Here is a 24,706-nt window from a genome sequence, read left to right as displayed (position 1 = left end):
GGCCGCCACCTTTGGGGATTTACACCTGCGGGCCAGCAGAGGCCTGATCGCGGGTTTTCCACAGCGACAGCAGCACACCGCTCAGCAGCAACCCCAGGGTCACGCTCAAGGAAATGACCGCGGGAATCTTGCCGATGATGCCGACCAGGAAGATCTTGGCACCGATAAACACCAGCACCAGTGCCAGCGCGTACTTGAGGTAGGCGAAACGGTGAATCATCGCCGCCAAAGCGAAATACAACGCACGCAGACCAAGGATGGCAAAGATGTTGGAGGTGTAGACAATGAAGGGGTCTTGGGTGATGGCGAAGATCGCCGGCACACTGTCCACGGCGAACACCAGATCGGCACACTCGATCAGCACCAGGGCCAGGAACAACGGCGTCACCCAGACCACGGACTTGCCGCTGGCGTCCGCCTGGCGGACGAAGAAGCGCCCTTCATGCAGTCGCTCGGTCACCCGCATGTGTTTGCGCAGAAACTTCACCAGCAGGTTTTCGCTGAGGTTCGGGTGGGCATCGACCTTGCTGAACAGCATCTTCACGCCGGTCAGTAGCAGGAAAATGCCGAACACATAGAGAATCCAGCTGAACTCGGCGATCAGCGCCGCCCCCAGGCCAATCATGATCGCACGCAGCACGATGACACCGAGAATGCCCCAGAACAGCACCTCGTGTTGATACTTACGGGGGATTGCGAGAAAGCTGAAGATCATCGCCATCAGGAATACGTTGTCCATCGACAACGATTTCTCGATCAGAAAGCCGGTGTAGAAATCCATCCCGGCGTCACCGCCTTTGATCTGCCAGACCCAGAGGCCGAACAGCAAACCGGCCGTGATATAGCCGGCTGACAGCAGCAGACTTTCACGAACACCGATTTCTCGCTGCTCACGGTGCAACACCCCGAGGTCGAACACCAACAGGCCTATTACGATGCTGATAAAGGCGAGCCACAACCAAGTGGCGGTGCCGAGAAACTCGGCCAGGAAGAACGGTTCCAGGGCAGTCATAAGCCCCTCCTCTAGGTGTCGAAGTTATACAAACTGCAACTCCGACATGGCAGCGGTTAGCTGTCAGAGGGGCCCGGCATTGCGAGTTCAAATCTAGAGGGGCGTGTGGGGTTTCTCAATCCCGCAAGGTTTGCAAGTTATTTCAAATCGCTAGGTCGTAGCGGAAGTCGGAGTGCCGATAGGCAGAGATCCTATCTGCATGCAGATGCCTCACCCTGGACCCAGGCGGACCGCTTATCGCCGATTCTGCAACTCGCAAGCGACTGCTGCAGGCCCAATAGCAATCGCTCGAGCACGATCGCGACTCAGCGTGTCTCGTCCTGCCCTGCCCCATCCCTCGAATGGATCACCAGGTAGCTGTCGACGGCATCGTCAATGGTGGGAAAGAATGCCGTTTCGCCAAGTCGCGCGAAAAGACCGAATCGCTTCAGCTTGTCTTTGACCGGGTCCTTCATCTCGGCCATGCACAACTTGATGCCTGCGGCGCACAGGGTTTCGTCCAACTCCAATAACATGTCGGAAGAAGTGACGTCGACACTGGTGACGGGTTCCGCTGCAACGACTAACCAGCGCACGGGCGTTGGCGATGCCGCCACTGCGTCCAGCACGCGGTCATTGAACAGCTCGGCGTTGGCGAAAAACAACGGCGCATCCCAGCGAAACAGCACCAGGCCGGGGATGAGGCTTGCGTCGGGATAGCGCTGGATATCGTGGTAGCCCTTGACCCCCTTGGCTTGTCCCAGCACTGCGGAATACGGCCGCCAACCATCCCACAGAAACTCGATGACGGCGACCACGATGGCCAGGCCGATGCCCTCGATTGCGCCGAACACCGCCACGCCGACAGTGCAGACGATCGACAACCAGAACTCCCAGCGCTGGATGCGATAAATGCGTCGCAGGTCAGCGACTTCAATCAGACCGATGGCCGACGCGATCACCACCGCTGCCAATGCACTGCTGGGCAAACTCTGCAACAGGTCCGGCCCCACCATCAGCAGCAGGGCCACGGCCAATGCGCCGACAACGCCGGTCAACTGGGTTTTGGCGCCCGCAGCTTCGGCGACAGGGGTACGAGAGGAACTGCTACTGATCGGAAAGCCTTGAAAAAATCCGGCCGCCAGATTGGCAAAACCGAGCCCTGCCATCTCCTGGTTCGGATCGACGTGGGTTCTGGTCCGTGCTGCATAGACACGAGAGAGCACACTGGTGTCGGCGAACGACACAAGTGCGACGGCGCAGCCGCCGATGAGCACGGGGATAATATCGGCTCGGGTGATCCAGGGGATGGTCAACTCCGGTAAACCTTGTGGAAGCGAACCGAGTACCGACACCCCCGCGCGTGTACCAAGGTCCAGCATACCGACAACGACAGTGGCGCCTGCCACTGCAATCAAGATGCTCGGCACGCGTTTGTAATCCTTGAGTAGCAGGATCACGATCAAGGTGGCTGCGCCGATCATGAACGCGGTCCAGTTGGTCTTTCCTTCCATCACCGCGGTGACGACGGCCCATATGTTTCTCAGCGGGCCGTCTGACTCAATCGAAAAACCGAAGAGCTTGGGTAATTGGCTGATGAGTACAGTCAGCGCGATGCCGTTCATGTACCCGTAACGGATCGGTTTGGACAGCAACTCCGTAATGAAGCCTAAGCGCATGATACCCGCCAGGATACACACGGTTCCTGAAACGATCGCCATCATGCCCGCCAGTGCGATGGCGCGCTGTGGATCGCCGCCCGAAAGGGGCAGGACGACCGCGAGAATAACGGCGGCCAGTGAAGAATCCGGGCCAAGCACCAGAATTCGGCTGGGCCCAAACAACGCGTAAGCGATCAGAGGAACGATGGTCGCATAGAGGCCGTAGATGCCGGGCACGCCCGATGCCACGGCGTAGGCGATGCCAACGGGCACCAACATCGTGGTGAGCACCAACCCGGCCATGATGTCGTGACGCAACCAGGCAACCCGGTACCCGCGTAGCGTGCGAAGTCCAGGAAGCCAGCGACCCCACCCGGTTTCGTTACCGACACCGCGACGTGCAATCCGGCCCGGTTCAGGGACGGGAGGCAAAGAATCCGAATTGCTCATAGCGCTGTGGCCTGCGGTAATGTGATTAGACAGTAGCTCAATCAGGCAAATTGTCCCGTCCTGATGCCCGATTCCGAGGGGGCGAATGCCGGGGTCGGTAGCTGCCAATGATGAAATGCAGTTAACGGCCAAGCGGACATCCGCCAAATGTCCACCGGCAGTGAACACGCGCTGGTCGCTGGTTTCGGCATTCGGCAAATTCGCGCGAAAAAGACGGCTAGACAGTCGGCACCGTTCCGCCGTCGATGACAAACTCACTGCCCGTGATAGATGAAGCTCGAGGCGAAGCCAGAAAGCCAATCAGGTCGGCAACCTCTGACGGCGTCGATGGGCGCCCGAGCGGGATGCCCCCTAGTGCGTCCATGATGATCTGCTTGCCGCCTTGATAGTCAGTCCCTGCCTCCTGCGCGAGTCGCTCGGCCAATGCGACCGAGGCTTCGGTTTCAACCCAGCCCGGCGAAACCCGGACAACACGGACGCCTTTGGGCGAAACCTCTTTCGATAAACTCTTGCTGTAAGTCGAAAGCGCAGCCTTGGCCGCTGCGTAGGCTGTCGTAGCGTCCGGCAGAGGCAGCCGACTCTGGATGGAGGTCACGTGAAGGATGACCCCTTCCTTTCGCTCCAGCATATCCGGGAGCAAGGCACGATCCAGGCGCACGGCCGGAAACAGATTCAGATTGAGCTCACGTTGCCACTGCTCTTCGTCCAGTGCAGCGAAGCCGCCGCCAGGTGCCGACGAACCACCCAGGACATGGATGATGATGTCCACACTGCCCAGTCGCTGTCGGGTCGCGGCGATGACGGCATCACAGCCTTCCCGGGTCGAAAGATCGGCCAGAACCAACAGGCCATCCGGCAGGGCACTGTTTGGCTCCCGAGCAGAGGTAATCACCTTCGCGCCCTCGGCCAGAAACAGGTCGACTACAGCTTTCCCGATGCCCTTGGTGCCTCCGGTGACGAGGACTCGCTTACCACTCAAGCCAAGGTTCAGCATGGCGTGATCTCCAAGGAGGCTATGCGATCGCTCTCCAGCGTGAAGACGTGACTCAGCTGAACCGGGCTACCGGGAAAATGGCCGGTAAGCCGTGCAATGACGGTCAGCCTGCCCTCTCCCTGCATTGCCTGCAGAGGTTGGACTTCAAAAGAGAAAGCCCGCCGGACCTCCTTCTGCCAGACGTCGATGGCCTGAATGCCTTCATGCGTTTTGTTTTCATCGAACACCCTGGCATGCGAGCAGAAGCAGCTCGCAAGTTGTGATAGGTCGCCGCCATTGCTGACATCGAAGTACGTCTCAACGGCGACGGGAAGCTTAAGGCTCATTTGTTGATCTCCTGGATGGATTACCTGGAGTGATCTTGCGACCTGACTGATAGTTTGCTCAACTGGGATAAACTTTATGACCTATCCCATAATCCAGGACAATTCATGTCAGACCCTCGTTTAGGCCTGAGCGAGCTGGACGCCGTTATAGCGGTTGCCCGCAGGGCTTCGTTTCGACAAGCCGCCATCGATCTGAATGTCTCAACCACCGCGTTAAGCAGCACCATCGCTAAACTGGAAGCAAGCCTCGAAACGCGGTTGTTCAATCGCACGACCCGCAGCGTGGCCGTCACCGAGGCCGGCAGGATTTTTCTGGAGCAGGTGGGGCCGGCCCTGCAGGATTTGCGCGCGGCGCTCGACGCGGTGCGATCTCACAATGCCGGCCCTTCGGGTACGCTGCGCATCAATGCGTTCGCCAGCGCTGCTCGAACTGCACTCCTGCCATTGGTGGTGGAATTCTTGCGGCATCATCCGAAGGTACACATCGACCTTGTCACCGAAGGCCGCCTGGTGGATATCGTCGCTGATGGCTTCGATTTCGGCGTACGTTCCGCGAGCCTCGTGCCGAGCGATATGATCGTGATCCCCCTCGGCCTGCCGCAACGGTACGCCGTGGTCGGTACACCGGCGTACTTCGACCAATACGGCAGGCCACGGACACCGCCTGATCTGCTCAACCATCGGTGCGTGCGTGTCCGTCTGCCCAATGGGGCGATTTTCCCGTGGCATTTCGAGCGAGATGGAGAAGTGACCAGGCTCGATGTGAGCGGGCCGCTCACGCTTGATGAACCGAGCGTCGTCAAAGCAGCGGTGCAGGAAAGCATGGGGCTCGGCTTTTTCATGGAGCAGGACGTTCGGGATGAAATCGAGGCCGGACAGTTCGAGCGGGTATTGGAAGATTGGACGCCGCCCAGAGACAAGCTCTGCCTGTACTACCCGAACCGCCGCAACCCCTCCGCCGCGATCAAGGCATTCATCGCCCTGGCTCGCGCCAATCCGCCCGCCAAAGATGGACCCGCGTAAACGTCGCCCATCGATTGTACAAACGAGCCTCACGCACTGATTAACCTGGCGCTACTCGGCATCAGGCGATCAAACCCAGCGTCAATCCTTTCAGGGTCGCGGCGGCTCGGGTCGAGCATTCCAATTTGCGAAATATGCTTTCCATGTGGGTGCGAACAGTGCTCGGACTGATGTCCAGCAGTCGCGCCACCTGCTTGTTACTAGCGCCGCGGCTGATTTCCAGGAGCACGTCACACTCGCGTGCGGTGAGTAACGAGCCCTTCGGCTGATGAGCCCGCCGCTCGCCACGGGCAGCGGCGATAACCGCGTCACAAACATCCTTGTCGAACAAGCCACCGGCGGCATCCTGTGCGAGCAGTCTGGCCGCCTCCGATTCGCCATAGGCCGTCCTCCATGGCCGGGCTTCCCTTAGTGCGACCCAGGCCACGGAGGTGGCGAACAGTCGGTGCTCGGCACACAGTGCATCACCCATCACGCCTCGAAAATAACCACTGCCATTCAGCCGTTCGTAAGCATGGGCTGCAATCTCCGCAGACACGGCCAGCTCACTGATAGGCCTCAGCGCCTGCTGCGTCCAGTAGGGGACGAGGTGCACCCGCTCCACGGCGCTATAAGAAAGCGCCCCGGCGGTATTCCAGAGCTGGTTGGAAACGGCTGCCCGGCCGAGACCGTAAACGAGCGCTGCCTTGCCGATCGCAGTCAGGGAGGGTTCATCTAGCCCCCACGAACGTGCAGCCTCCATCGCGACATGCGCCACCCGTCGCGAGTGCCCCGCCAGCCAGGGTAGCTTCAAGTCAATCACGTCCCCCACTAATGTCAGCGAGACCGAACGTTCGGCCTGCGCGTCGGCCGGGTGTTGCGAGAGGCCTTCCAGGTCTGCCAGCCACTCCCTGGCGTTATCCATGAGCAACGACGCGAGGGAGGCGGGATAACGCCGATCCGACTGGTCGCGAATCCAGCGCAGCGCCGCGTCCAGGCCATGTGCTCGACTGAGAATATCCAGATCACCTGCAAGCACCACCTGATAGGCGACCTCCGGAATGTGTTCATGGGTCAAGCCCAGCGGTCGGCCAGTCCCATCGTAGGTTTCGAATACGCCGCACAAGCCGGCCTCGACAGCGGCACCCAGTTCGAGGGTTCTCGCGACTTCGCCAGAGACCTCGCAGTGCACCACGGCAAGCGGGACCGCCTGATGCACCGCGTTCATTTTCTCTTTGCTCAGGGTCAGATCGAGCATCGCACGGCGGCCATCGACGTCATCACCCAGCAGATTTGCAAACCCTTCGGCGTTGGCGGTGCAACCTGACCAGCGCAGCAAGGCGACCTGCTCCGCTACCCTCTGATGCTCGCCCTCGCCGTGTGCGGCCTGCGCCAACCTCCGCGCCAGTGCGGCAACGCGTCGGGAATGCCCGAGAGGCTGTCCCATGCTGAGGTCCCCGACCTGGCCGATCGCCCGCAACGCTCCGCTCAATGAGATGTCCAGGTGCAACGCGCTATCCATGAAAAAATGCCTTGGGTCGGATAAATGACCGATGCCCACGAAGCAGGCCAGTCAGCAGAATTTGAGCTCCCACACAGGAGCTGATGCAATGAAAACATTCAGATCGAAAGCCGCCACCGTCGCCTTTGCCCTTGCAAGCACATTGGTCGCGGGTGTCAGTCAGGCCAAAGATACAACGCCTTCGGTGGTCATCGTACACGGCGCATTCGCCGACGGCTCCGATTGGGCCAAGGTCGTGCCGCTTCTTCAGGCCAAAGGGGTTGCAGTTTCGGTCGTGCAAAACCCGCTCACCTCGCTTGCCGACGACGTCGCCGCGACGCAAAGAACCTTGAACAATCAGCCAGGCCCGGTCGTTCTGGTCGGTCACTCCTGGGGCGGCACCGTGATTACTCAGGCCGGCAGCGACGAAAAAGTCCGCGCCCTGGTGTACGTCGCCGCCTTCGCGCCTGATGCCGGTCAAACAAGCGGCGAGCAAGGAAAAGGCGCGCCCACGCCTCCGGGCATCAGCCAGATCAAGGCTGACGGCAACGGTTTCCTCTACTTGACGCCAGAAGGCATGGCAAAGGACTTCGCCCAGGACCTCCCTGCGACGCAGACCGCCGTGATGACCGCGACGCAAGGCCCCATCAAAGCCTCCGCGTTCGAGGATAAAACGACCGTTTCGGCCTGGAAGACCAAACCGTCGTGGTATCTGCTCGCCACCGAGGACCGGATGATCCATCCCGATGTCCAGCGCTCTGCCGCCAAGCGTATCGGCGCCACCCTGGCGGAGCTGCGCACCAGCCATGTCCCCCAGCAGTCGCAGCCAGCCGAAGTGGCCAAGGTGATTCTCGAGGCAGTGAAAAAAGTCGGCGAGCAGTGATTGCTGCGTGCGGCGCCACTAATAACCCAGAACTCAACCGCTGCATCGATACGGAACGGACGCATGAATCATCTGAGTGAGCGCAACTACGACTTCATCGTGTGTGGCGCAGGCACGGCGGGCTGCGTGGTTGCTGCCCGCCTTGCCCAACAGTCCAACGCACGCGTGTTATTGATTGAAGCAGGCAACGAATACAACGGCCCAGAGGTTGTAGAACCCGCGCAGTGGCCGCTGAACCTCGGTTCGGAGCGCGACTGGGCATTCGAAGGACAAGCCAATCCCCACCTCAACGGTCGTCGTCTTTCCTTGAACATGGGCAAGGGGCTCGGGGGTGGATCCAGCATCAACGTGATGGTCTGGGCACGCGGGCATCGATCGGACTGGGATCACTTCGCTGCCGAGTCCGGCGACGCTGCCTGGGGATACGATTCGGTACTGGATTACTACCGGAGAATCGAGAACTGGCACGGCAGCCCGGATGCCGCACGGCGGGGTTCTGGTGGCCCCGTGCATGTCGAGCAGCCGGCTACGCCTCAGCCCCTCGCCAAGGCAATACTGGAAGCGGCCAGCCGTCTCGGTATTCCCCGATATGACAGTCCCAACGGCGCGATGATGGAAGGCCCGGGCGGGGCCGCGATCACCGATCTGCGCATTAATCAGGGCAGGCGCGAGTCCGTTTACGATTCCTATATCCGGCCACGGCTGCACCAACCGAATCTCACGGTCCTCACCGGCGCATTGGTGGCCCGTGTCCTTCTTGACGGCTCACGGGCGGTCGGTGTCGAAGTGATAATCGAAGGTCAACGCCACTGCTTCTATGCCGAAGCCGAAGTCGTCTTGTCCCTGGGCGCAGTGAATACGCCCAAGGTGCTCATGCAGTCAGGAATCGGCCCGGAGCGCGAACTGCGCACCCATGGCATCGTTCCGATCAGTCACCTTCCCGGCGTGGGTCAGAATCTTCAGGACCATATTGCCTTTGCCTGTACCTGGGAATACTTGCGACCCCAAGCTGTGGGCGGCGGTGGTTGTGAAACCACTGTGTACTGGAAAAGCGACAGTCGCCTGGACGCCCCAGACCTGCTGCACTGTCAGCTTGAATTTGCGGTGCCCTCCCCGGCTGAAGTGGGTATCCCGCCGCCGCAACAGGGTTGGACGACGTTCGCAGGGCTGGCCAGGCCTGTCAGTCGAGGGCGCGTGCGCCTATCGGGCGCCGGGCCATTGGATGCACCGCTGATTGAACCGAACTCGCTGAGCGCACCCGAGGACATAGCGTCGGCGTTTGCGTCGATCGACCTCTGCCGGGCAATCGGCAACAGCGAAGCCTTCAATGGGTTGGTAAAGCGCGAGGTGGTCCCCGGGCCAAAAGATCACCGCGCCATGGAGCAGTTCATCCGCAATTCTGCAGTGTCCTACTGGCACCAGTCCTGCACCGCGAAAATGGGCCGAGATGCGATGTCGGTGGTCGACCATCAACTCCGCGTGTACGGCATCGAAAAATTGCGGATCGCCGATGCCTCGATCATGCCGCGCATCACCGTCGGCAACACCATGGCTCCTTGCGTCGTCATTGGCGAGCGAGCCGCCGATCTCATCCTCGCGGCGCATGGAGTGATCGCTCCGGTCACAGCGCCACTCGGATAAGGCAATGAGAACACTGACAGCGGGCGGCGGTATCGCCGACCTTGCAAAGAAAGGGAGGCAATTGACGGTCGCCCCCCACAGCAATTGACCAAACACGCCTCGCGTCGCTATCTGGCGCCCTGCTGGTATTCACGGGGCGTGCACCCCAACTCGCGGCGAAAAACGGTGTGCAGGTACTGCGCCGATTTGAAGCCGCAACTGCGCGCGATGTCGGCGATGGCTGAATCAGTGTTCTCCAGCCCGTTAGTGGCGGCTGCCAGTTTGAAACCCAGGATCTCGTCGTGGACGCTGCAGCCTCGCACATCGCGAAAGTGCGATTCCAGCGATGAGCGAGACACCCCCACGTAGGCCGCCACTTGCGCGGACTTGATGCCCTGGCAGGCATATTGGCGAATGAACAGCAGGGCTTGCATGACATATGGGTTGCCCAAGGGTTGGTGCAAACTCGAGACCTGCACGTTGATCGCATCCGGGGGTATCAGGATGTGCATGCCGGTGGAGGGCATGCCGTGCAGCATCTGGTGCAGCAATCGCGCAGCGGTGCGCCCCATGGTTTCGGTGCCCTGGATGACCGAACTCAGGGGGACCCGGGTCAAGCAGCGGGTCAACGGGTCGTTGTCGATGCCAATCAGTGCCACCTGCTCCGGGACGGCGATTCCGGCGGTCAGGCAGGCTTGCAGCAACTGCCGGGCGCGGGCGTCACTGACGGCGATGATACCAATGGGTTTGGGCAGGCTCTGTAGCCAGTCGATCTGCTGCTCGACGGCGCTGTCCCAGAGTGGCGCGCTGGTGCCCATGCCCCGATAGACCTCAGCGTGCAGACCATCGCGTTGCATCAATCGTCGAAAGGATTTTTCCCGTTCCTGCGCCCAACGGTTGGCCTGCGCTTCCGGCAGGCTGAAGCAGGCAAAACGTGTCAGCCCTGCCTCGATCAAGTGCTTGTAAGCAAGGGTAATCAAGGCGTCGTTATCGGTGGCCACATACGGGATACCTTTCGGATAGGCGCGCTCATCCTCGTAGGAACCGCCCACCGCCACCACCGGTAACTCGATGCCGGCCAACGCCTCACCGATCAGCGGATCGTCGAAGTCGGCAATGATCCCATCCCCCTGCCATCGTTCGATGCCTTTCAGGCGACAGAGAAAATCCTCCTCCAGAAAAAGGTCCCAAGAGGCACGGGTGCTGCTCAGGTAATTGCCGATGCCGCTGATGATGCCGCGGTCATAGATCTTGCTGCCGTTGAACAGCAGCGCGATGCGGTGCACGGGAGGTACGGTTTTCATTGTTTTTATTATGGTCTGGAGGCAAGCCGTCCTGGACGGCGATTGGCACAGACTAGGCGCCCGGTCGACGAATCTCAATACTCAAAATCGCACCCTGTGTTGATGATTTTCGTAATCAGCGGTAACGGGGCCGTTGCTAGTATCGGGACACCGCCAAGAACAACAAGGACATTTGCCTGATGCCGTACTTCCCCAATGTCGACCAGATTCGCTACGAAGGCCCTGACAGCAACTCGCCTCTCGCCTTCCGGCACTACGACGCCGACAAAGTCATCCTCGGCAAACCCATGCGTGAACACCTGCGCATGGCTGCCTGTTATTGGCACACCTTCGTCTGGCCAGGGTCCGATGTGTTCGGTGCAGCAACCTTCAAGCGCCCGTGGCAACACACCGGCGACCCGATGGAGGTGGCCATTGACAAGGCGGCCGCCGCGTTCGAGTTTTTCTCCAAACTGGGTATCGACTATTACTGCTTCCACGACACGGATGTCGCCCCGGAGGGCAATTCGCTGAAGGAGTACCGCCACCACTTCGCGCAAATGGTTGATCACCTGGAGCGACATCAGGAAGACAGCGGAATCAAGCTGCTGTGGGGAACCGCCAACTGTTTCAGCAACCCACGCTTTGCCGCCGGTGCCGCCAGCAATCCGGACCCCGAAGTGTTTGCCTGCGCCGCCGCCCAGGTGTTCAGCGCCATGAACGCCACCCAACGCCTGAAAGGCTCCAATTACGTGTTGTGGGGCGGTCGCGAAGGTTACGAAACCTTGCTCAATACCGATCTGAAACGTGAACGCGAACAACTGGGCCGCTTCATGCGCATGGTGGTCGAGCACAAGCACAAGATCGGCTTCAAAGGCGACCTGCTGATCGAGCCCAAGCCGCAGGAACCGACCAAGCACCAATACGATTACGACAGCGCGACCGTTTTCGGCTTTCTCCAGCAGTTCGGTCTGGAAAAGGAAATCAAAGTCAACATCGAGGCCAACCACGCAACCCTGGCAGGCCATAGCTTTCATCACGAGATTGCGACGGCCGTCTCGCTGGGCATTTTCGGCAGCATCGACGCCAACCGCGGTGATCCGCAAAACGGTTGGGACACCGATCAGTTCCCCAACAGCGTCGAAGAAATGACCCTGGTGACCTATGAAATTCTCAAGGCCGGCGGGTTCATGAATGGCGGATTCAACTTCGACTCCAAGGTCCGCCGCCAGAGCCTCGATGAGATTGATCTGTTCCATGGCCATATCGGTGCAATGGACGTTCTTGCCCTGTCCCTGGAACGGGCAGCCACCATGGTTCAGAACGACCGACTGCAGCAACTCAAGGATCAACGCTACTCCGGCTGGCAGCAGCCGTTCGGGCAGGCGGTGCTGACGGGTGACTTCAACCTCCAGTCACTGGCCGAACATGCATTCGCTAACGAGCTGAACCCGCAAGCCGTCAGCGGCAGGCAGGAGATGCTCGAGAACGTCGTCAACCGGTTCATCTATCGCTGATCGCCAGCGAAGTCAGCCGGCAGCGGGGCTGTGACATTTACGCGACAAATCTGTGTCCGCAACGCCTGCCGACTCTCTACAGTCCTACCAGCCCGATACTCATCATCAGGCAGTGTCTTTCCAACAACAATAAAAGGACGCACCACCATGAAGAACGTAAAACGCACGCTATTGGCCGGCGCCTTGGCTCTGCTGTCGTTGCCGGTGATGGCCGATGCCGCCCACCCGAAAATCGGTTTCTCCATTGATGACCTGCGGCTGGAGCGCTGGTCACGGGACCGCGATTACTTTGTCGCAGCAGCGGATAAAATGGACGCCAAGGTCTTCGTGCAATCGGCCGATGGCAACGAGCAAAAGCAGATCTCGCAAATCGAAAACCTCATTTCCCGCGGCGTCGATGTGATCGTCATCGTGCCGTTCAATGCCACCGTCCTGACCAACGCCGTCGCCGAAGCGAAGAAGGCCGGAATCAAGGTTGTGTCCTATGACCGTCTGATTCTCAACGCCGATATCGACGCTTACATTTCATTCGACAACGAAAAGGTCGGCGAAATGCAGGCCAGCGGCGTGCTGCAAGCAGCGCCCAAGGGCAATTACTTTCTGCTGGGTGGCGCGCCCACCGACAACAACGCAAAAGTTCTGCGCGAAGGGCAGATGAAAGTGCTGCAACCGGCCATCGACAAGGGGGACATCAAGATTGTTGGCCAACAATGGGTGAAGGAATGGAGCCCGACCGAAGCACTGAGCATTGTTGAAAACGCCTTGACCCGCAACGACAACAAAATCGATGGCATCGTTGCCTCCAACGACGCCACGGCAGGCGGCGCCATACAGGCATTGGCGTCTCAGCAACTGGCTGGCAAGGTGCCGATTTCTGGGCAAGACGCGGACCTTGCAGCGGTCAAGCGAGTGATCGATGGCACTCAAACCATGACCGTGTATAAGCCGCTGAAACTCATCGCCTCAGAAGCCGCCAAACTCTCGGTACAACTGGCGCGTAACGAGAAACCCGCCTATAGCTCGCAGTACGACAATGGCAGCAAAAAAGTGGACACCATCCTGCTCACGCCAACCCCGTTGACCAAGGACAACATTGACCTGCTGGAGCAGGACGGGTTCTACACCAAGGCACAGATTGCCGGGAAATGAACAGCAGAGCGTAACGTCTCAACGGCCCGCTGCAGGAGCCCGGCCAGCCCCTGGTTCCTGCAGTGTCAGCCACATACCTCACGCTCATGAGTCTCTGCCATGCCCGATTATCTGCTGCAAATGAACGGTATCGTCAAAACCTTCGGCGGTGTCAAAGCGCTCAATGGCATCGACATCAAAGTCAGGCCGGGTGAGTGCGTTGGACTGTGCGGCGAGAACGGCGCCGGCAAGTCCACACTGATGAAAATCCTTTCGGCGGTCTACCCCCATGGCACCTGGGACGGCGAAATTCTCTGGGATGGTCAACCGCTCAAGGCCCAATCCATCAGCGAAACCGAAGCCGCCGGTATCGTCATCATTCACCAGGAACTGACGCTGGTTCCCGACCTGTCGGTGGCCGAGAACATTTTCATGGGCCATGAACTGACGCTGCCCGGTGGACGCATGAATTACCCGGCGATGATCCACCGTGCCGAAGCCTTGATGCGTGAACTGAAAGTGCCGGACATGAACGTGTCGCTGCCGGTTTCGCAGTACGGCGGCGGCTATCAGCAACTGGTGGAAATTGCCAAGGCACTGAACAAGCAAGCGCGCCTGCTGATCCTCGACGAGCCTTCATCGGCCCTGACCCGCTCAGAAATCGAAGTGTTGCTGGCCATCATCCGCGACCTCAAGGCCAAGGGTGTTGCCTGCGTCTACATCTCCCACAAGCTCGACGAAGTAGCCGCCGTGTGCGACACCATTTCAGTGATCCGTGACGGCAAGCACATCGCCACGACCGCCATGGCGGACATGGACATTGCGCAGATCATCACCCAGATGGTCGGACGGGAAATGAGCAACCTCTACCCTACCGAGCCGCACGACATCGGCGACGTGATTTTCGAGGCCCGCCACATCACCTGCTACGACGTCGATAGCCCCAAACGCAAACGGGTCGACGATATTTCGTTCGTTCTCAAACGTGGGGAAATCCTCGGAATTGCCGGCCTGGTCGGCGCCGGCCGTACAGAACTGGTGACCGCGCTGTTTGGCGCCTACCCCGGCCGTCATGAAGGCGAGGTCTGGCTGGACGGCCAACCCATCGATACCCGCACGCCGCTCAAGTCAATCCGTGCCGGCCTGTGCCTGGTGCCCGAGGACCGCAAGCGCCAAGGCATCATTCCAGACCTGGGCGTCGGCCAGAACATCACCCTGGCCGTGCTGGACGGTTACTCGAAACTGACCCGCATTGATGCCGAAGCCGAGCTGGGTTGCATCGATCGGGAAATATCGCGCTTGCACCTCAATACCGCGAGCCCGTTCCTGCCGATTACCAGTCTCTCCGGCGGCAATCAGCAAAAAGCCGTGTTGGCGAAGATGCTGCTGACCAAACCCCGGGTGCTGATCCTCGATGAGCCCACCCGGGGTGTGGATGTCGGCGCCAAGTACGAAATCTACAAGTTGATGGGAGCGCTGGCGGCCGAAGGCGTGTCGATCATCATGGTTTCCTCGGAGCTGGCCGAGGTGCTAGGTGTTTCCGACCGAGTATTGGTCATCGGCGAGGGGCAGTTGCGTGGCGACTTCATCAACCGCGAACTCACCCAGGAACAGGTGCTCGCCGCCGCACTCAGTCAATCTGGTGGCTATAACAATAATGATCGGATACCCGCGTAATGAATCAGGTCAAACAACTTTTTACCCGCTACAAAATGCTCGCGCTGCTGGTTGCCGTGGCAATGATTTGGATGTTCTTCAGCTGGCAGACCGAGGGCGGATTTCTAACACCGCGCAACCTGTCCAATCTGCTGCGGCAGATGTCCATCACCGGGATTCTTGCCTGCGGCATGGTGCTGGTCATCATCAGTGGCGAGATCGATTTGTCGGTCGGCTCATTGCTGGGCTTGCTCGGTGGGGTGGCGGCCATCCTCGACGTGATCTACCACATACCGCTGCTGGCGAATCTCAGCCTTGTCGCCCTGTGCGGACTGCTGATCGGTCTTGCCAACGGCTACATGGCCGCGTACCTGCGCATCCCGTCTTTCATCGTGGGGCTGGGGGGCATGCTGGCTTTTCGCGGCATTTTACTGGGGATTACCGGCGGCACAACCATCGCCCCGGTGTCGCCGGAGTTTGTCTACATTGGCCAGGGTTATTTGCCACACACGATGGGCATGGCCCTGGGCGTTCTGCTGTTCGCATTGACGCTGTTCCTGACCTGGAAACAACGGCGCAATCGCGCGCTCCATGGTCTGGCGCCACATTCACTGGCGCGTGACGTTTTTCGAGTGCTGTTGATCGGTGCAGTGCTGGCCGGATTCGTCCAAACGCTCAACAGCTATGACGGCATCCCCGTGCCGGTTCTGCTTCTGCTGATTCTGCTGGGTGTGTTCAGCTACGTGACCAGTCAGACCGTATTCGGTCGACGCGTCTATTCCGTTGGCAGCAACATGGAAGCAACGCGCCTGTCCGGTATCAATGTGCAAGCCGTGAAGCTCTGGATTTTCGGCATCATGGGCGTAATGTGCGCGCTCGCCGGCGTGGTGAACACGGCGCGCCTCGCCGCCGGCTCGCCCTCGGCCGGCAGCATGGGCGAACTCGACGCCATCGCTGCGTGCTTTATCGGTGGCACCTCCATGCGCGGGGGCTCCGGTACGGTCTATGGTGCACTCCTCGGCGCGCTGGTCATTACTAGCCTGGACAACGGCATGTCCATGCTTGACGTCGACAGTTACTGGCAGATGATCGTCAAAGGCAGCATTTTGGTGTTGGCCGTATGGATAGACGTGAGCACCCGGACCGGACGACGCTGATCCGCTGCGGGATGAAATCATTCACGACCGCATTGGACATAAGCCCTTTTTCTCAAGCCGAAGCCTCCCTATTTCAATGCCGAACATAACCGCCCAAGCAATTTAGGGTCGTTGATCTTGTCGAGGGAGGTTCAGCTGGCAAGCACTGAGTATTCAAGAGTAGGACAGAGGCAGACGCCATTTGCGGTGGATCCGTCTGGAATTGGTCAAATTCACCATCGAGCAGGCCATCATCAAGAAGGCAGCCAGGCTCATCCACAGCTATTCGAAGCCGACGCTGAGCTACTGATCAACAATGACGAGTTACTTAAGCACGAGGTGTTTGGCCCGGTGGTCGTCGTCGTTGCGGTTAATGACCGGCACCAACTGCAGCAAGCCCTGATTTTCGGGGGGATTCACCAAGGCGATTCATGAAGCTCGGCGGATTTACGGTATCGCACATTACACGTAGCACATGAGCGCCAGGCTCCTGAGCGCGGTTTCAATGCTGTCCATCTAGCCTGGCAATTGCGCCTTGACCTGATGTGCAAATTCCGGACTCCCATTGACGAACCTGCTCAAAATGCTCGGGGAAAAGTGCAGCCTTCGAATGAACACCAGCCGCTCTTCCAGTTTGAGCGTAACAGCCAAATGAATCGTGCCCATTGTCAGTCCTTTTCTTTCAGCATATCTTGTACAAAACCTATACAAGGTCGCTAGAAATGTACAATAAAAAGGATTGGCCACTGACGCTGTACTTCGACGGTCAATGTCCACTGTGTGCGCGTGAAATCAAAATCCTGAATCGACACGCCACAGAGAGTCGACTGCTTTTTATTGACATCAGCAGCGGTGCGTTCGACGCCAAGGCACTCGGGTTCACTTTCGAGCAAATGCAGTCCTCGCTGCACGCCCGTTTCGCCGATGGCCGCTGGGTAACCGGTCTGGACGCCACCTTGTGGAGCTGGCGAGCCGCAGGCCTGGGGTTTTGGGCTGCGCCATTGACATGGCGTGCCATCCGACCGCTGCTTGCTTTAGGTTATCGCTGCTTCTGCCGCTTACGCCCCCATTTGGCATGGCTTCCTCACCCTGATGGCCGCCGTCGCTGTGGGGATGACCGTTGCGGGGTGCCGGAGTCAAAACCCGCACCAGACGAGCGGCCCACGTTGAAAACAAAGCAGCCCTAGAACGCTTCGCTTTGACATTGGCCCGACGAAGGAACTGGGTCATAGCTGATCGGGTGCACAACGTGTTTTCTGGTGCGCAGCAGGCACTCTCCTACTGCCAAGGATTGCCGAAACATGAAGCGCAGCATGGCTGCGAGGAATCTAAATGAACCCATCAATAGCCAAGCATTACCGTGAAATTCTCGTCGCCGTAGGCGAGAACCCTGAGCGTGAAGGACTGCTGGACACGCCCAAGCGCGCAGCCAAAGCGATGCAATACCTTTGCAACGGTTACACGATGAGTCTGGAAGACGTGACCAACGGTGCCCTGTTCGAATCGCAAAACGATGAAATGGTCATCGTGCGCGATATCGAGCTGTATTCATTGTGTGAGCATCACCTGCTGCCCTTCATCGGCAAGGCTCATGTCGCGTACATCCCCACAGGAAGGGTATTGGGTCTATCAAAGGTCGCCCGAGTCGTCGATATGTTCGCCCGCCGCTTACAGATCCAGGAAAACCTCACAAAACAAATTGCTGATGCCATCCATCACATCACCGATGCGGCCGGCGTGGCCGTGGTCATTGAGGCAAAGCACATGTGCATGATGATGCGGGGCGTGGAAAAGCAAAACTCTGTGATGACGACCTCAGTGATGCTGGGGGCCTTTCGCGAGTCATCCGCTACGCGTCTCGAGTTCCTGCAACTGATTGGGCGACGCAGTTAAGGCCCAAAATCCGTACAAGGTGTGGGAGAGGCAAAATGAACAGTTCCTTTGAGATGAACTCACTCGGCTACGGCTACCGCGCCTTGGTGATAGGCGCCAGTGGAGCGCTCGGCGCGGCGTTTTGTGAGTTGCTCAACGAAGATCCAAGATGCTCGGTTGTTCGTGAACTGGGGCGCAACAGTGCTCCAGGATTGGATCTGGAAAAGCCCGACAGTATCGCCAGCGCAGCCGCCGAATTAGCCGAAGAAGCCCCGTATCAGTTGATTTTGCATGCAGCCGGTCTGCTTCATCGCGAAGACATCAAGCCTGAAAAAAGTTACACCTCTATTGAAGCGGATGCGCTTCAGGCGATATTCCAAGTCAACACACTCGGGCCTGCACTGATTTTGCGTCACTTCTTGCCCTTGCTTGACGCTCGCGGCGCAATGGCCGTGCTCTCCGCCAAGGTCGGCAGTATTGGCGATAACCGTCTGGGCGGCTGGTATGCCTATCGCGCCTCCAAGGCGGCGTTGAACATGTTGATTAAAACGGCTGCGATTGAACTGGCACGAACACGCCCTCAGACCCGTTTACTGAGTCTTCATCCAGGCACGGTCATTTCGGGCCTGTCCCAGCCCTTTAAAGGCGCTTCTGCCGCCAGGCCTGCAAGCCTCGCTGCCCGCGAATTGTTATCACTGATTGACCGCTTGGCGCCTGCCGACAGCGGCAATTTCTTTGCTTATAACGGAGAACGCCTACCGTGGTAGGCAGGGAGTGAACCTTGAATCTGCAAGCGTTGACCGAACGGGCCGCCAATGGCGAAGTACGAGAGTTGGAGCTGCTGTCTCTGGAAGGCGGTTTTTATCTGGCGCGAGTCGGGCTGGATCACGGCCAGTTCACGTTGCTGGACGATACAGCGAAGCCTATGCACCTTCGCTCCATCAATCACCTGCGTGAGTTGTTGCAGTTTGTCCCGCCATTCCCCTGCGTGCTTGTGCAGCAGTGCGTCCATGACGAGATGTGCGGCTCACGTGAAGGGCGCATTGAGCCGTTACGCATTCCTTTCTCGCTGACTGCGCCTTGGTGAGTCACCTTCCGTTGGACTCTGTCGAATGAATAAGACTCACCGACTATGCCTGGTTTTGGGCGACCAGTTGTCTTTTGACCTGGCCTCATTGAAGGGGCTGGACAGCGAGCGTGATACGGTTTTACTGGTCGAAGTGATGGAGGAAGCCAGTCATGTGCCCCATCACCCGCAAAAAATCGCACTGATCTTCAGTGCCATGCGCCATTTTGCTGAGGCATTGCAGCAGCGTGGCATTCGCGTGCAATACGTCACGCTCGATGATCCGCAAAATAGCGGCTCGGTGCCGGGCGAGTTACGGCGCTGGCAGTCGCTGCTGCAGCCGGATGAGTTGCACCTGACAGAATGCGGTGACTGGCGCCTGGAGCAGTCGCTCAAAGATTGCGGCTTGGCGATTCAGTGGCATACCGATACCCGTTTTTACTGCACCCGATTCGAATTTGCATCCTGGGCCGAAGGCAAAAAGCAGCTGCGCATGGAGTTCTTCTACCGCGAGATGCGACGCAAGAGTGGCTTGTTGCTCAACGGCGATGGCAGCCCGGTCGGCGGCGCCTGGAACTTTGATGCCGAAAATCGCAAGGCACTGCCTAAAGGCGTTAGAGCCCCCTCACCCCTCCGTTTTTCGGCCGATGCCATCACCCAGGACGTGCTGGCGCTGGTTGCAAAAAACTTTTCCAGCCACTACGGCGCCCTCGACACCTTTGACTACCCGGTGACTCACGCCGATGCCCAAGCGCTGTGGGACTACTTCCTTGACTGGGGTTTGGCAGCCTTCGGCGACTACCAGGATGCGATGGCCAGTGATGAACCCTTCCTGTTCCACGCGCGGATCAGCGCCGCGCTGAATATTGGCCTGTTGGATCTGCGTCAATTGTGCAGCGACGTCGAGGCTGCTTACTGGGCGCACAGCATTCCATTAAACGCTGCCGAAGGCTTTATCCGTCAACTCATTGGCTGGCGTGAATATGTACGCGGCGTCTACTGGCTGAAAATGCCCGACTACGCCGGCGGCAATCTGTTTGGCAACAGCAGGCCGCTTCCAGAGTTCTATTGGACAAGCGACACCAAGATGAACTGCATGGGCCAGGCGATCGGCCAAAGTTTGAAACATGCCTATGCCCACCATATCCAACGGTTGATGGTCACCGGCAACTTTGCGTTGTTGGCCGGCATCGCGCCGAGCCAGATTTGCGACTGGTACCTGGCGATCTACATGGACGCATTCGACTGGGTCGAGCTACCCAATACATTGGGCATGGTCATGCATGCCGATGGTGGTTACCTGGGCTCCAAGCCTTACTGCGCCAGTGGCCAATATATAAAGCGTATGTCCGACTACTGCCGTAACTGCGCGTACAAAGTCAGTGAAAGCACGACGGACGACGCCTGCCCTTTCAATTCGCTTTACTGGCATTTTCTAATGCGTCACGGCGACCTTTTGCGCAGCAATCAGCGCATGGGCATGGTCTATAAAAACCTCGATCGTATGACTGAATCCAAGCAGCAAGCACTCTGGGATCGTGGCCAGAAACTGCTCGCCAAACTGGATGTCGGGGAGTCGTTTTGAAGAAGAGTGAACTACCGATCAAAACCTGTGCGGTCTGCGGATTGCTCTGCCCTACTAGAAAGATCTTCCAGTCCTAAAAACTTTCGTGCTGCTACGCCGATCTCTTCGACGGAGGATTCGCGATGCCAAATTCAGATCTGCTCCCTTCCCTGCGACTCAAGATCTATCAAAACCAGCTTGCCTTTGAGGCCGCCATCATGGAACTCACGCTTTGCGTCGAGCAGCGTGGATCGGTTCAAGGTAAGCAACGGACAAGCAAGTCCTCAAGCTAATAGCTAGTTTAAAGATGTATGGCAATTGGAGAAGGCCTGAAAGGCTCTCGTCTGGCCGAATATTTTTATCGCCATAACCAGCAAAAATATGGTCGGAATAGGCCTGCGCACCCTAGTCATACGATCTCCAATCATTAACCAAAGAAGCAAAAAATCACCCCTCCAACGCAATACCAGAGCCTGCAGCGCCCGAAACCCTCTTGCCCGGCCTACTCGAATACGATACAAACCAATCCAGTTGTACGACAACATTATAAAAATGCCCCCGCCACCTGAGTCGGCCTATCACTCTTCGAGACCTGCCATGCCCCGCCCTACGTATGCCCAAACCATACCCTTCCCCCGCCATCTCGCCGTGATCATACTTTTGTGCATGGGCTGCGCGTTCGCCGGTAACCATGTGGCGGCACGGGTCGCTTTTGACGATGGCGCGGGTGTGTTGTTGGCGATTTTGATGCGTTCTGGCGGGACCTTGCTGGTGCTCGCCATCCTGGTGTTGTGGCAAAAACAAAGTCTGCGTCCGCCGCCGGGTACCTGGCACTGGCAGTTGCTGTTGGGCCTTCTGATTACCGTGCAGAGCCTGTGTCTGTACTCCGCTGTAGCACGAATCCCAGTGGCGCTGGCGCTGCTGGTGGCCAACGTGTTTCCTATCTTGCTGGCGTTGCTCACCTGGGTAGTGGGTGGCCCGAGACCGACTGCACGCACCGCTACGTTGATGGGTTTGATTCTGGTTGGGCTGGTGTTTGTGTTGGATGTCCCCGGGCGTGTGTCGACCACGACCAACGTCAGCCAAGAATGGCTGCTGGGCGTCGTGTTCGCGTTCTGCGCCGCCAGCGTATTCGCATGCGCGCTGTGGATTACTGACCACAAGTTGTCTCAGGTACGTGGTTCGGTGCGCAGTCTGTTGACCATTTTTATCGTATTCGGCAGCGTCAATCTTGCGGGGTTGGCTGGCGCCCTTCCAGGCGGACTAAATCTGCCCGCGACGTCAACCGGATGGTTGGCCCTTGCCACCTTGGTGGTGCTGTACGGCACGGGTTTTATCGTACTGTTTATTTTGGTGCCTCGGCTGGACATGCCACGCAATGCGCCGGTAATGAACATCGAGCCGCTGGCGACGTTACTGATGGGCTGGATTGTGCTGGATCAGATGCTCAGTGCGGGGCAGGTTCTGGGTGGGGCGATTGTGGTCACCTGTATCGTTTTGCTGACGTATCGCACATCAGCTATCAAGGCTGACGAAAAAGCGCGACGGGCACAGTGCTAATAGCAGGGATACTGCTTGGGGTTAAACAACGTAACCGCCGTCCTACCCGAGAACTTAGGTAGTCATCCATTGTGACTTCATTGAACGAGCGCCCTTTGGAAAATCGGAGGTGTGGAATGAACCCAGTAACACCTGACGGTCGTTACTTTGTTGTCAAAGGGCAGCTGTGGCGATGTTCTAATCCATCGCTTAAGGAGGATGTGCGGCAGAGTCTCGTAGATGAGCTCATGGCAGCTCGACGTGAGGTGAAGAAAGCTAAGGCTTCGGGAGACGCATCGCAAACGAAGCTGGCCGGGAAAAGGTGCAAAAGGCCAAGGTAGCGCTCGGTGAACGGGGCCCTGTCTGGTGGGAAGATGATAGTCCTGACCTCAACAGGTACCGGGTGACGAATACTCCGTATGCGGAGTGGTTCAGCTCGCTTCATGAAGCCGAATAACTGCCGGTTCAAGGTCAATATCTGAGTGGTGATGCCAGTGGCCAATTTGAGCACGCCTTCGACACGACTATCGGCGCCCCGGTCAGGGTTGTAGCCCGCTCAAACCGACATCACTTGGCCGGTATCCTTCAAGACGTCAGTCAGGCACAGCGGTTCGGCATTCAACCGGGGCGCGAAATACCATGCTGGCGCAGTTTGCGGTAGAGCGTATTACGGCTGATCCCCAGGCGGGCGGCGACATGAGCGATGTGCCAATGTTCCGCCTCAATCAACGTTAGCAGTGTCTGCCGTTCGGACACTCCAAGTGGGTTTTCGGCTAACACGGCTGGAACTGCCGGTAGCAACTCCGCCAAGTCCTCCAGAGTGACACGTCCCTCCATCGACAACGCTATCAGTGTGCGCAGACACGTGCGCAGCTGCCGGACATTACCCGGCCAAGGATGCGTCAGCAAGCGCTCTCTAACTCCGGCCTCGAGCCGAATCCTTGCACCTTTTGCCTCTTCGCGCAGTAGAAGGTCGAGCAAACGACCCTTGTCTGAACGCTCACGTAACGGTGGGAGCTGCACGGAGAAACCGGCAATGCGATAAAACAAGTCTTCGCGAAAACGCCCTTCGACCACACAGGTGTGCAGATCCTGGTGGCTGGCACTGATAAGGCGAATATCGAGCGGACGTGCCGTCGCGCCGCCTAGGGGCACCACCTGACGTTCCTCCAGCACCCGCAGCAGGCGAGTCTGCAACGCCAGGGGCATATCGGCGATCTCATCGAGAAATAGAATGCCGCCATGGGCTTGCTCCAGCTTACCGATCATTCCGTCCTTGCGTGCGCCAGTAAAGCTGCCGCCGTGATAGCCGAACAGCTCGCTCTCGATCAGCGTTTCTGGAATGGCCGCGCAATTGATCGCTACAAACGGCTGGCTAACCCTGGAGCTGGCGCGATGCAGCGCAGCAGAAAAAGCTTCTTTGCCTGTACCGGTTTCACCTTGTAAAAACACGGGTACGTCACGCTCCAAAACACGCAATGCGCGAGCAAAGCCGCGTTGCAAGCGCGGATCTTCGAGACACACTTGCCCGTCGTCAATTTTGGGGATTGCAGGAGTGCCGGAAGGCACTCGGCGTAAGGGTTCTCGCAACTGTCCGTAGAGCTGGCGTCCGTCCAGCAGCCGCATTGGCCAGCAGACACTTGGCTGCGAGCTGGCCTGACTCATCACCTGATCGAGAGGTGTCTCCAGCAACATCGTCAGAGATTGCCCAACCACCTGCTCACGGCTGAGGCCCAGCAGCTCGAGCGCCGCATGATTGACTGAACAGATACAAGCGCTCTCGTCGAAACTGAGCAACCCCTCCCCCAATAGCCCGACGTAGCCGGACTCCGGGTGGGAAGCGCAGCAAGTATCGCTGCGGATCATGCCCCAGGAAATAACAGCTCTCGATCAAATGGGCTGTCAGGTTGGTCAATGCCATTGCTTTGAAGTGCTGCTGAAGACCTTGTTCCTCTCGCACAGAAGAGAGGTTAAGAACGGCGAGCAACTCTCCGCTCGCATCAAATACTGGGCTGGCCGAACAGGTTAAGCCGGCATGCTTGCCACGGAAATGTTGATCACGACGGATAGTGACATGCTGTCGCTCGACCAGGCAGGTGCCGACACCGTTGGTTCCCTCACAATCCTCGCTCCATACCGAACCGAGCCAAAGTCCGGAACGCTGCAATTCGGCTCGTTCGGAGTCATTGAACACGCTGTCGATCGCCACACCGCGAGCGTCGGTGAGTAGCACCACGTGGCCATCACGTCCGAGCTGTTGGTGCAAGTTGCTCATCTGCCAGTGAGCCACAGCGATGATGTGTTCCAGTGGCGCGCGGTGATCCTGCAAGCGTGGATGCTCAACCACGTTAGGTGCGCGGCGACTGGCAGGATCGAGCTGATATTGATCCAGGCACCGGCGCCAGGATCGTGTGATAGCCAAGTCAGCAATAGGGCCATGGGTGGCGTGAGTACCCTGCACGGCTTGCAGCACTTGTTGTGCATGGGCGTTGATCAAGGCCGGCTTCATTATTCTTG

Annotated in this window: 19 protein-coding genes and 3 pseudogenes; 15 read left to right on the top strand and 7 right to left on the bottom strand. The window is 58.5% G+C overall.

Annotated elements, in window-relative coordinates; genetic code table 11:
• Positions 1-19: 19 nt before the first annotated feature.
• From AB4N91_RS10730 to AB4N91_RS10715, 4 genes are all read right to left on the bottom strand, one after another.
• Positions 20-1,012 (bottom strand): TerC family protein, encoded by a 993-nt coding sequence (locus AB4N91_RS10730; RefSeq protein WP_154912139.1) that lies wholly within the window; start codon positions 1,010-1,012, stop codon positions 20-22.
• Between the two features lie 305 nt (positions 1,013-1,317).
• Positions 1,318-3,102, bottom strand: a complete 1,785-nt coding sequence (locus AB4N91_RS10725) for a SulP family inorganic anion transporter (RefSeq protein ID WP_154504873.1) — start codon at positions 3,100-3,102, stop codon at positions 1,318-1,320.
• 217 nt (positions 3,103-3,319) lie between these two features.
• The gene (locus AB4N91_RS10720; RefSeq protein WP_460112417.1) at positions 3,320-4,096 is read right to left on the bottom strand and encodes an SDR family oxidoreductase; all 777 of its coding nucleotides are present in this window, start codon (positions 4,094-4,096) and stop codon (positions 3,320-3,322) included.
• On the bottom strand, positions 4,090-4,422 hold the full coding sequence (locus AB4N91_RS10715) for a nuclear transport factor 2 family protein (protein WP_460112415.1): 333 nt from the start codon (positions 4,420-4,422) through the stop codon (positions 4,090-4,092). The genes AB4N91_RS10720 and AB4N91_RS10715 overlap by 7 nt, the downstream gene beginning before the upstream one ends.
• 105 nt (positions 4,423-4,527) lie before the next feature.
• Between AB4N91_RS10715 and AB4N91_RS10710 the strand changes: the two genes are divergently transcribed.
• Positions 4,528-5,445 (top strand): LysR substrate-binding domain-containing protein, encoded by a 918-nt coding sequence (locus AB4N91_RS10710; RefSeq protein WP_460112414.1) that lies wholly within the window; start codon positions 4,528-4,530, stop codon positions 5,443-5,445.
• Positions 5,446-5,506: 61 nt separating this feature from the next.
• Here the strand turns inward: AB4N91_RS10710 and AB4N91_RS10705 are convergent, their stop codons facing one another.
• On the bottom strand, positions 5,507-6,946 hold the full coding sequence (locus tag AB4N91_RS10705) for an HD domain-containing phosphohydrolase (RefSeq protein WP_010460792.1): 1,440 nt from the start codon (positions 6,944-6,946) through the stop codon (positions 5,507-5,509).
• Positions 6,947-7,034: 88 nt separating this feature from the next.
• On the opposite strand from AB4N91_RS10705, the gene AB4N91_RS10700 reads away from it, so the two are divergent.
• Together AB4N91_RS10700 and AB4N91_RS10695 are read left to right on the top strand one after the other, a co-directional pair.
• Complete coding sequence (locus AB4N91_RS10700; protein ID WP_077747721.1) at positions 7,035-7,808, top strand: alpha/beta hydrolase; 774 nt, start codon at positions 7,035-7,037, stop codon at positions 7,806-7,808.
• A 63-nt stretch (positions 7,809-7,871) separates the two neighbouring features.
• Complete coding sequence (locus tag AB4N91_RS10695) at positions 7,872-9,449, top strand: GMC family oxidoreductase (RefSeq protein ID WP_460112413.1); 1,578 nt, start codon at positions 7,872-7,874, stop codon at positions 9,447-9,449.
• A 107-nt stretch (positions 9,450-9,556) separates the two neighbouring features.
• On the opposite strand, the gene AB4N91_RS10690 is transcribed toward AB4N91_RS10695, so the two are convergent.
• On the bottom strand, positions 9,557-10,732 hold the full coding sequence (locus AB4N91_RS10690) for a XylR family transcriptional regulator (protein WP_154504883.1): 1,176 nt from the start codon (positions 10,730-10,732) through the stop codon (positions 9,557-9,559).
• A gap of 179 nt (positions 10,733-10,911) precedes the next feature.
• Here AB4N91_RS10690 and xylA point away from each other — a divergent pair, with 179 nt between their 5' ends.
• From xylA to AB4N91_RS10630, 12 genes and pseudogenes are all read left to right on the top strand, one after another.
• Positions 10,912-12,228 carry a xylose isomerase gene (gene xylA / locus AB4N91_RS10685; protein ID WP_460112412.1) on the top strand — a complete coding sequence of 439 codons (1,317 nt, stop codon included), beginning with the start codon at positions 10,912-10,914 and terminating at the stop codon, positions 12,226-12,228.
• Positions 12,229-12,375: 147 nt separating this feature from the next.
• Positions 12,376-13,377, top strand: coding sequence for a D-xylose ABC transporter substrate-binding protein (xylF, locus tag AB4N91_RS10680; RefSeq protein ID WP_460112411.1), 1,002 nt, complete (start codon positions 12,376-12,378; stop codon positions 13,375-13,377).
• 99 nt (positions 13,378-13,476) lie between these two features.
• Complete coding sequence (xylG, locus tag AB4N91_RS10675; protein ID WP_460112410.1) at positions 13,477-15,033, top strand: D-xylose ABC transporter ATP-binding protein; 1,557 nt, start codon at positions 13,477-13,479, stop codon at positions 15,031-15,033.
• A complete protein-coding gene (locus AB4N91_RS10670; RefSeq protein ID WP_010460804.1) occupies positions 15,033-16,169 on the top strand; it encodes a sugar ABC transporter permease in 1,137 nt (378 codons plus the stop codon). The genes xylG and AB4N91_RS10670 overlap by 1 nt, the downstream gene beginning before the upstream one ends.
• Positions 16,170-16,379: 210 nt before the next feature.
• Positions 16,380-16,550 (top strand): annotated as a pseudogene (locus AB4N91_RS10665) (aldehyde dehydrogenase (NADP(+))); the annotation flags it as partial.
• Positions 16,551-16,870: 320 nt separating this feature from the next.
• Positions 16,871-17,335, top strand: a complete 465-nt coding sequence (locus AB4N91_RS10660) for a thiol-disulfide oxidoreductase DCC family protein (protein ID WP_460112408.1) — start codon at positions 16,871-16,873, stop codon at positions 17,333-17,335.
• Positions 17,336-17,480: 145 nt separating this feature from the next.
• A complete protein-coding gene (folE, locus tag AB4N91_RS10655; RefSeq protein ID WP_010460809.1) occupies positions 17,481-18,041 on the top strand; it encodes a GTP cyclohydrolase I FolE in 561 nt (186 codons plus the stop codon).
• 35 nt (positions 18,042-18,076) lie between these two features.
• Positions 18,077-18,787 carry an SDR family NAD(P)-dependent oxidoreductase gene (locus tag AB4N91_RS10650; RefSeq protein ID WP_169857657.1) on the top strand — a complete coding sequence of 237 codons (711 nt, stop codon included), beginning with the start codon at positions 18,077-18,079 and terminating at the stop codon, positions 18,785-18,787.
• 14 nt (positions 18,788-18,801) lie between these two features.
• Positions 18,802-19,107, top strand: a complete 306-nt coding sequence (locus AB4N91_RS10645; protein WP_010460813.1) for a DUF6482 family protein — start codon at positions 18,802-18,804, stop codon at positions 19,105-19,107.
• 25 nt (positions 19,108-19,132) lie between these two features.
• Positions 19,133-20,671 (top strand): cryptochrome/photolyase family protein, encoded by a 1,539-nt coding sequence (locus tag AB4N91_RS10640; protein ID WP_460112407.1) that lies wholly within the window; start codon positions 19,133-19,135, stop codon positions 20,669-20,671.
• A gap of 576 nt (positions 20,672-21,247) precedes the next feature.
• Positions 21,248-22,210, top strand: coding sequence for an EamA family transporter (locus tag AB4N91_RS10635; protein ID WP_460112406.1), 963 nt, complete (start codon positions 21,248-21,250; stop codon positions 22,208-22,210).
• Between the two features lie 116 nt (positions 22,211-22,326).
• A pseudogene (locus AB4N91_RS10630) lies at positions 22,327-22,646 on the top strand (hypothetical protein).
• Between the two features lie 161 nt (positions 22,647-22,807).
• Here AB4N91_RS10630 and AB4N91_RS10625 read toward each other — a convergent pair.
• Positions 22,808-24,698: pseudogene (locus AB4N91_RS10625) on the bottom strand (sigma-54-dependent Fis family transcriptional regulator).
• Positions 24,699-24,706: the final 8 nt, after the last annotated feature.

This window comes from Pseudomonas sp. H3_D04 (assembly GCF_054669175.1).
Note: the sequence above shows the minus strand (reverse complement) of the source record. Positions and strands in the feature narration are given on the sequence as shown.

Coding starts and splice junctions, on each gene's coding strand:
- AB4N91_RS10730 (WP_154912139.1), bottom strand. CDS start 1,012: ATGACTGCCCTGGAACCGTTCTTCCTGGCCGAGTTTCTCGGCACCGCC.
- AB4N91_RS10725 (WP_154504873.1), bottom strand. CDS start 3,102: ATGAGCAATTCGGATTCTTTGCCTCCCGTCCCTGAACCGGGCCGGATT.
- AB4N91_RS10720 (WP_460112417.1), bottom strand. CDS start 4,096: ATGCTGAACCTTGGCTTGAGTGGTAAGCGAGTCCTCGTCACCGGAGGC.
- AB4N91_RS10715 (WP_460112415.1), bottom strand. CDS start 4,422: ATGAGCCTTAAGCTTCCCGTCGCCGTTGAGACGTACTTCGATGTCAGC.
- AB4N91_RS10710 (WP_460112414.1), top strand. CDS start 4,528: ATGTCAGACCCTCGTTTAGGCCTGAGCGAGCTGGACGCCGTTATAGCG.
- AB4N91_RS10705 (WP_010460792.1), bottom strand. CDS start 6,946: ATGGATAGCGCGTTGCACCTGGACATCTCATTGAGCGGAGCGTTGCGG.
- AB4N91_RS10700 (WP_077747721.1), top strand. CDS start 7,035: ATGAAAACATTCAGATCGAAAGCCGCCACCGTCGCCTTTGCCCTTGCA.
- AB4N91_RS10695 (WP_460112413.1), top strand. CDS start 7,872: ATGAATCATCTGAGTGAGCGCAACTACGACTTCATCGTGTGTGGCGCA.
- AB4N91_RS10690 (WP_154504883.1), bottom strand. CDS start 10,732: ATGAAAACCGTACCTCCCGTGCACCGCATCGCGCTGCTGTTCAACGGC.
- xylA (WP_460112412.1), top strand. CDS start 10,912: ATGCCGTACTTCCCCAATGTCGACCAGATTCGCTACGAAGGCCCTGAC.
- xylF (WP_460112411.1), top strand. CDS start 12,376: ATGAAGAACGTAAAACGCACGCTATTGGCCGGCGCCTTGGCTCTGCTG.
- xylG (WP_460112410.1), top strand. CDS start 13,477: ATGCCCGATTATCTGCTGCAAATGAACGGTATCGTCAAAACCTTCGGC.
- AB4N91_RS10670 (WP_010460804.1), top strand. CDS start 15,033: ATGAATCAGGTCAAACAACTTTTTACCCGCTACAAAATGCTCGCGCTG.
- AB4N91_RS10660 (WP_460112408.1), top strand. CDS start 16,871: ATGTACAATAAAAAGGATTGGCCACTGACGCTGTACTTCGACGGTCAA.
- folE (WP_010460809.1), top strand. CDS start 17,481: ATGAACCCATCAATAGCCAAGCATTACCGTGAAATTCTCGTCGCCGTA.
- AB4N91_RS10650 (WP_169857657.1), top strand. CDS start 18,077: ATGAACAGTTCCTTTGAGATGAACTCACTCGGCTACGGCTACCGCGCC.
- AB4N91_RS10640 (WP_460112407.1), top strand. CDS start 19,133: ATGAATAAGACTCACCGACTATGCCTGGTTTTGGGCGACCAGTTGTCT.
- AB4N91_RS10635 (WP_460112406.1), top strand. CDS start 21,248: ATGCCCCGCCCTACGTATGCCCAAACCATACCCTTCCCCCGCCATCTC.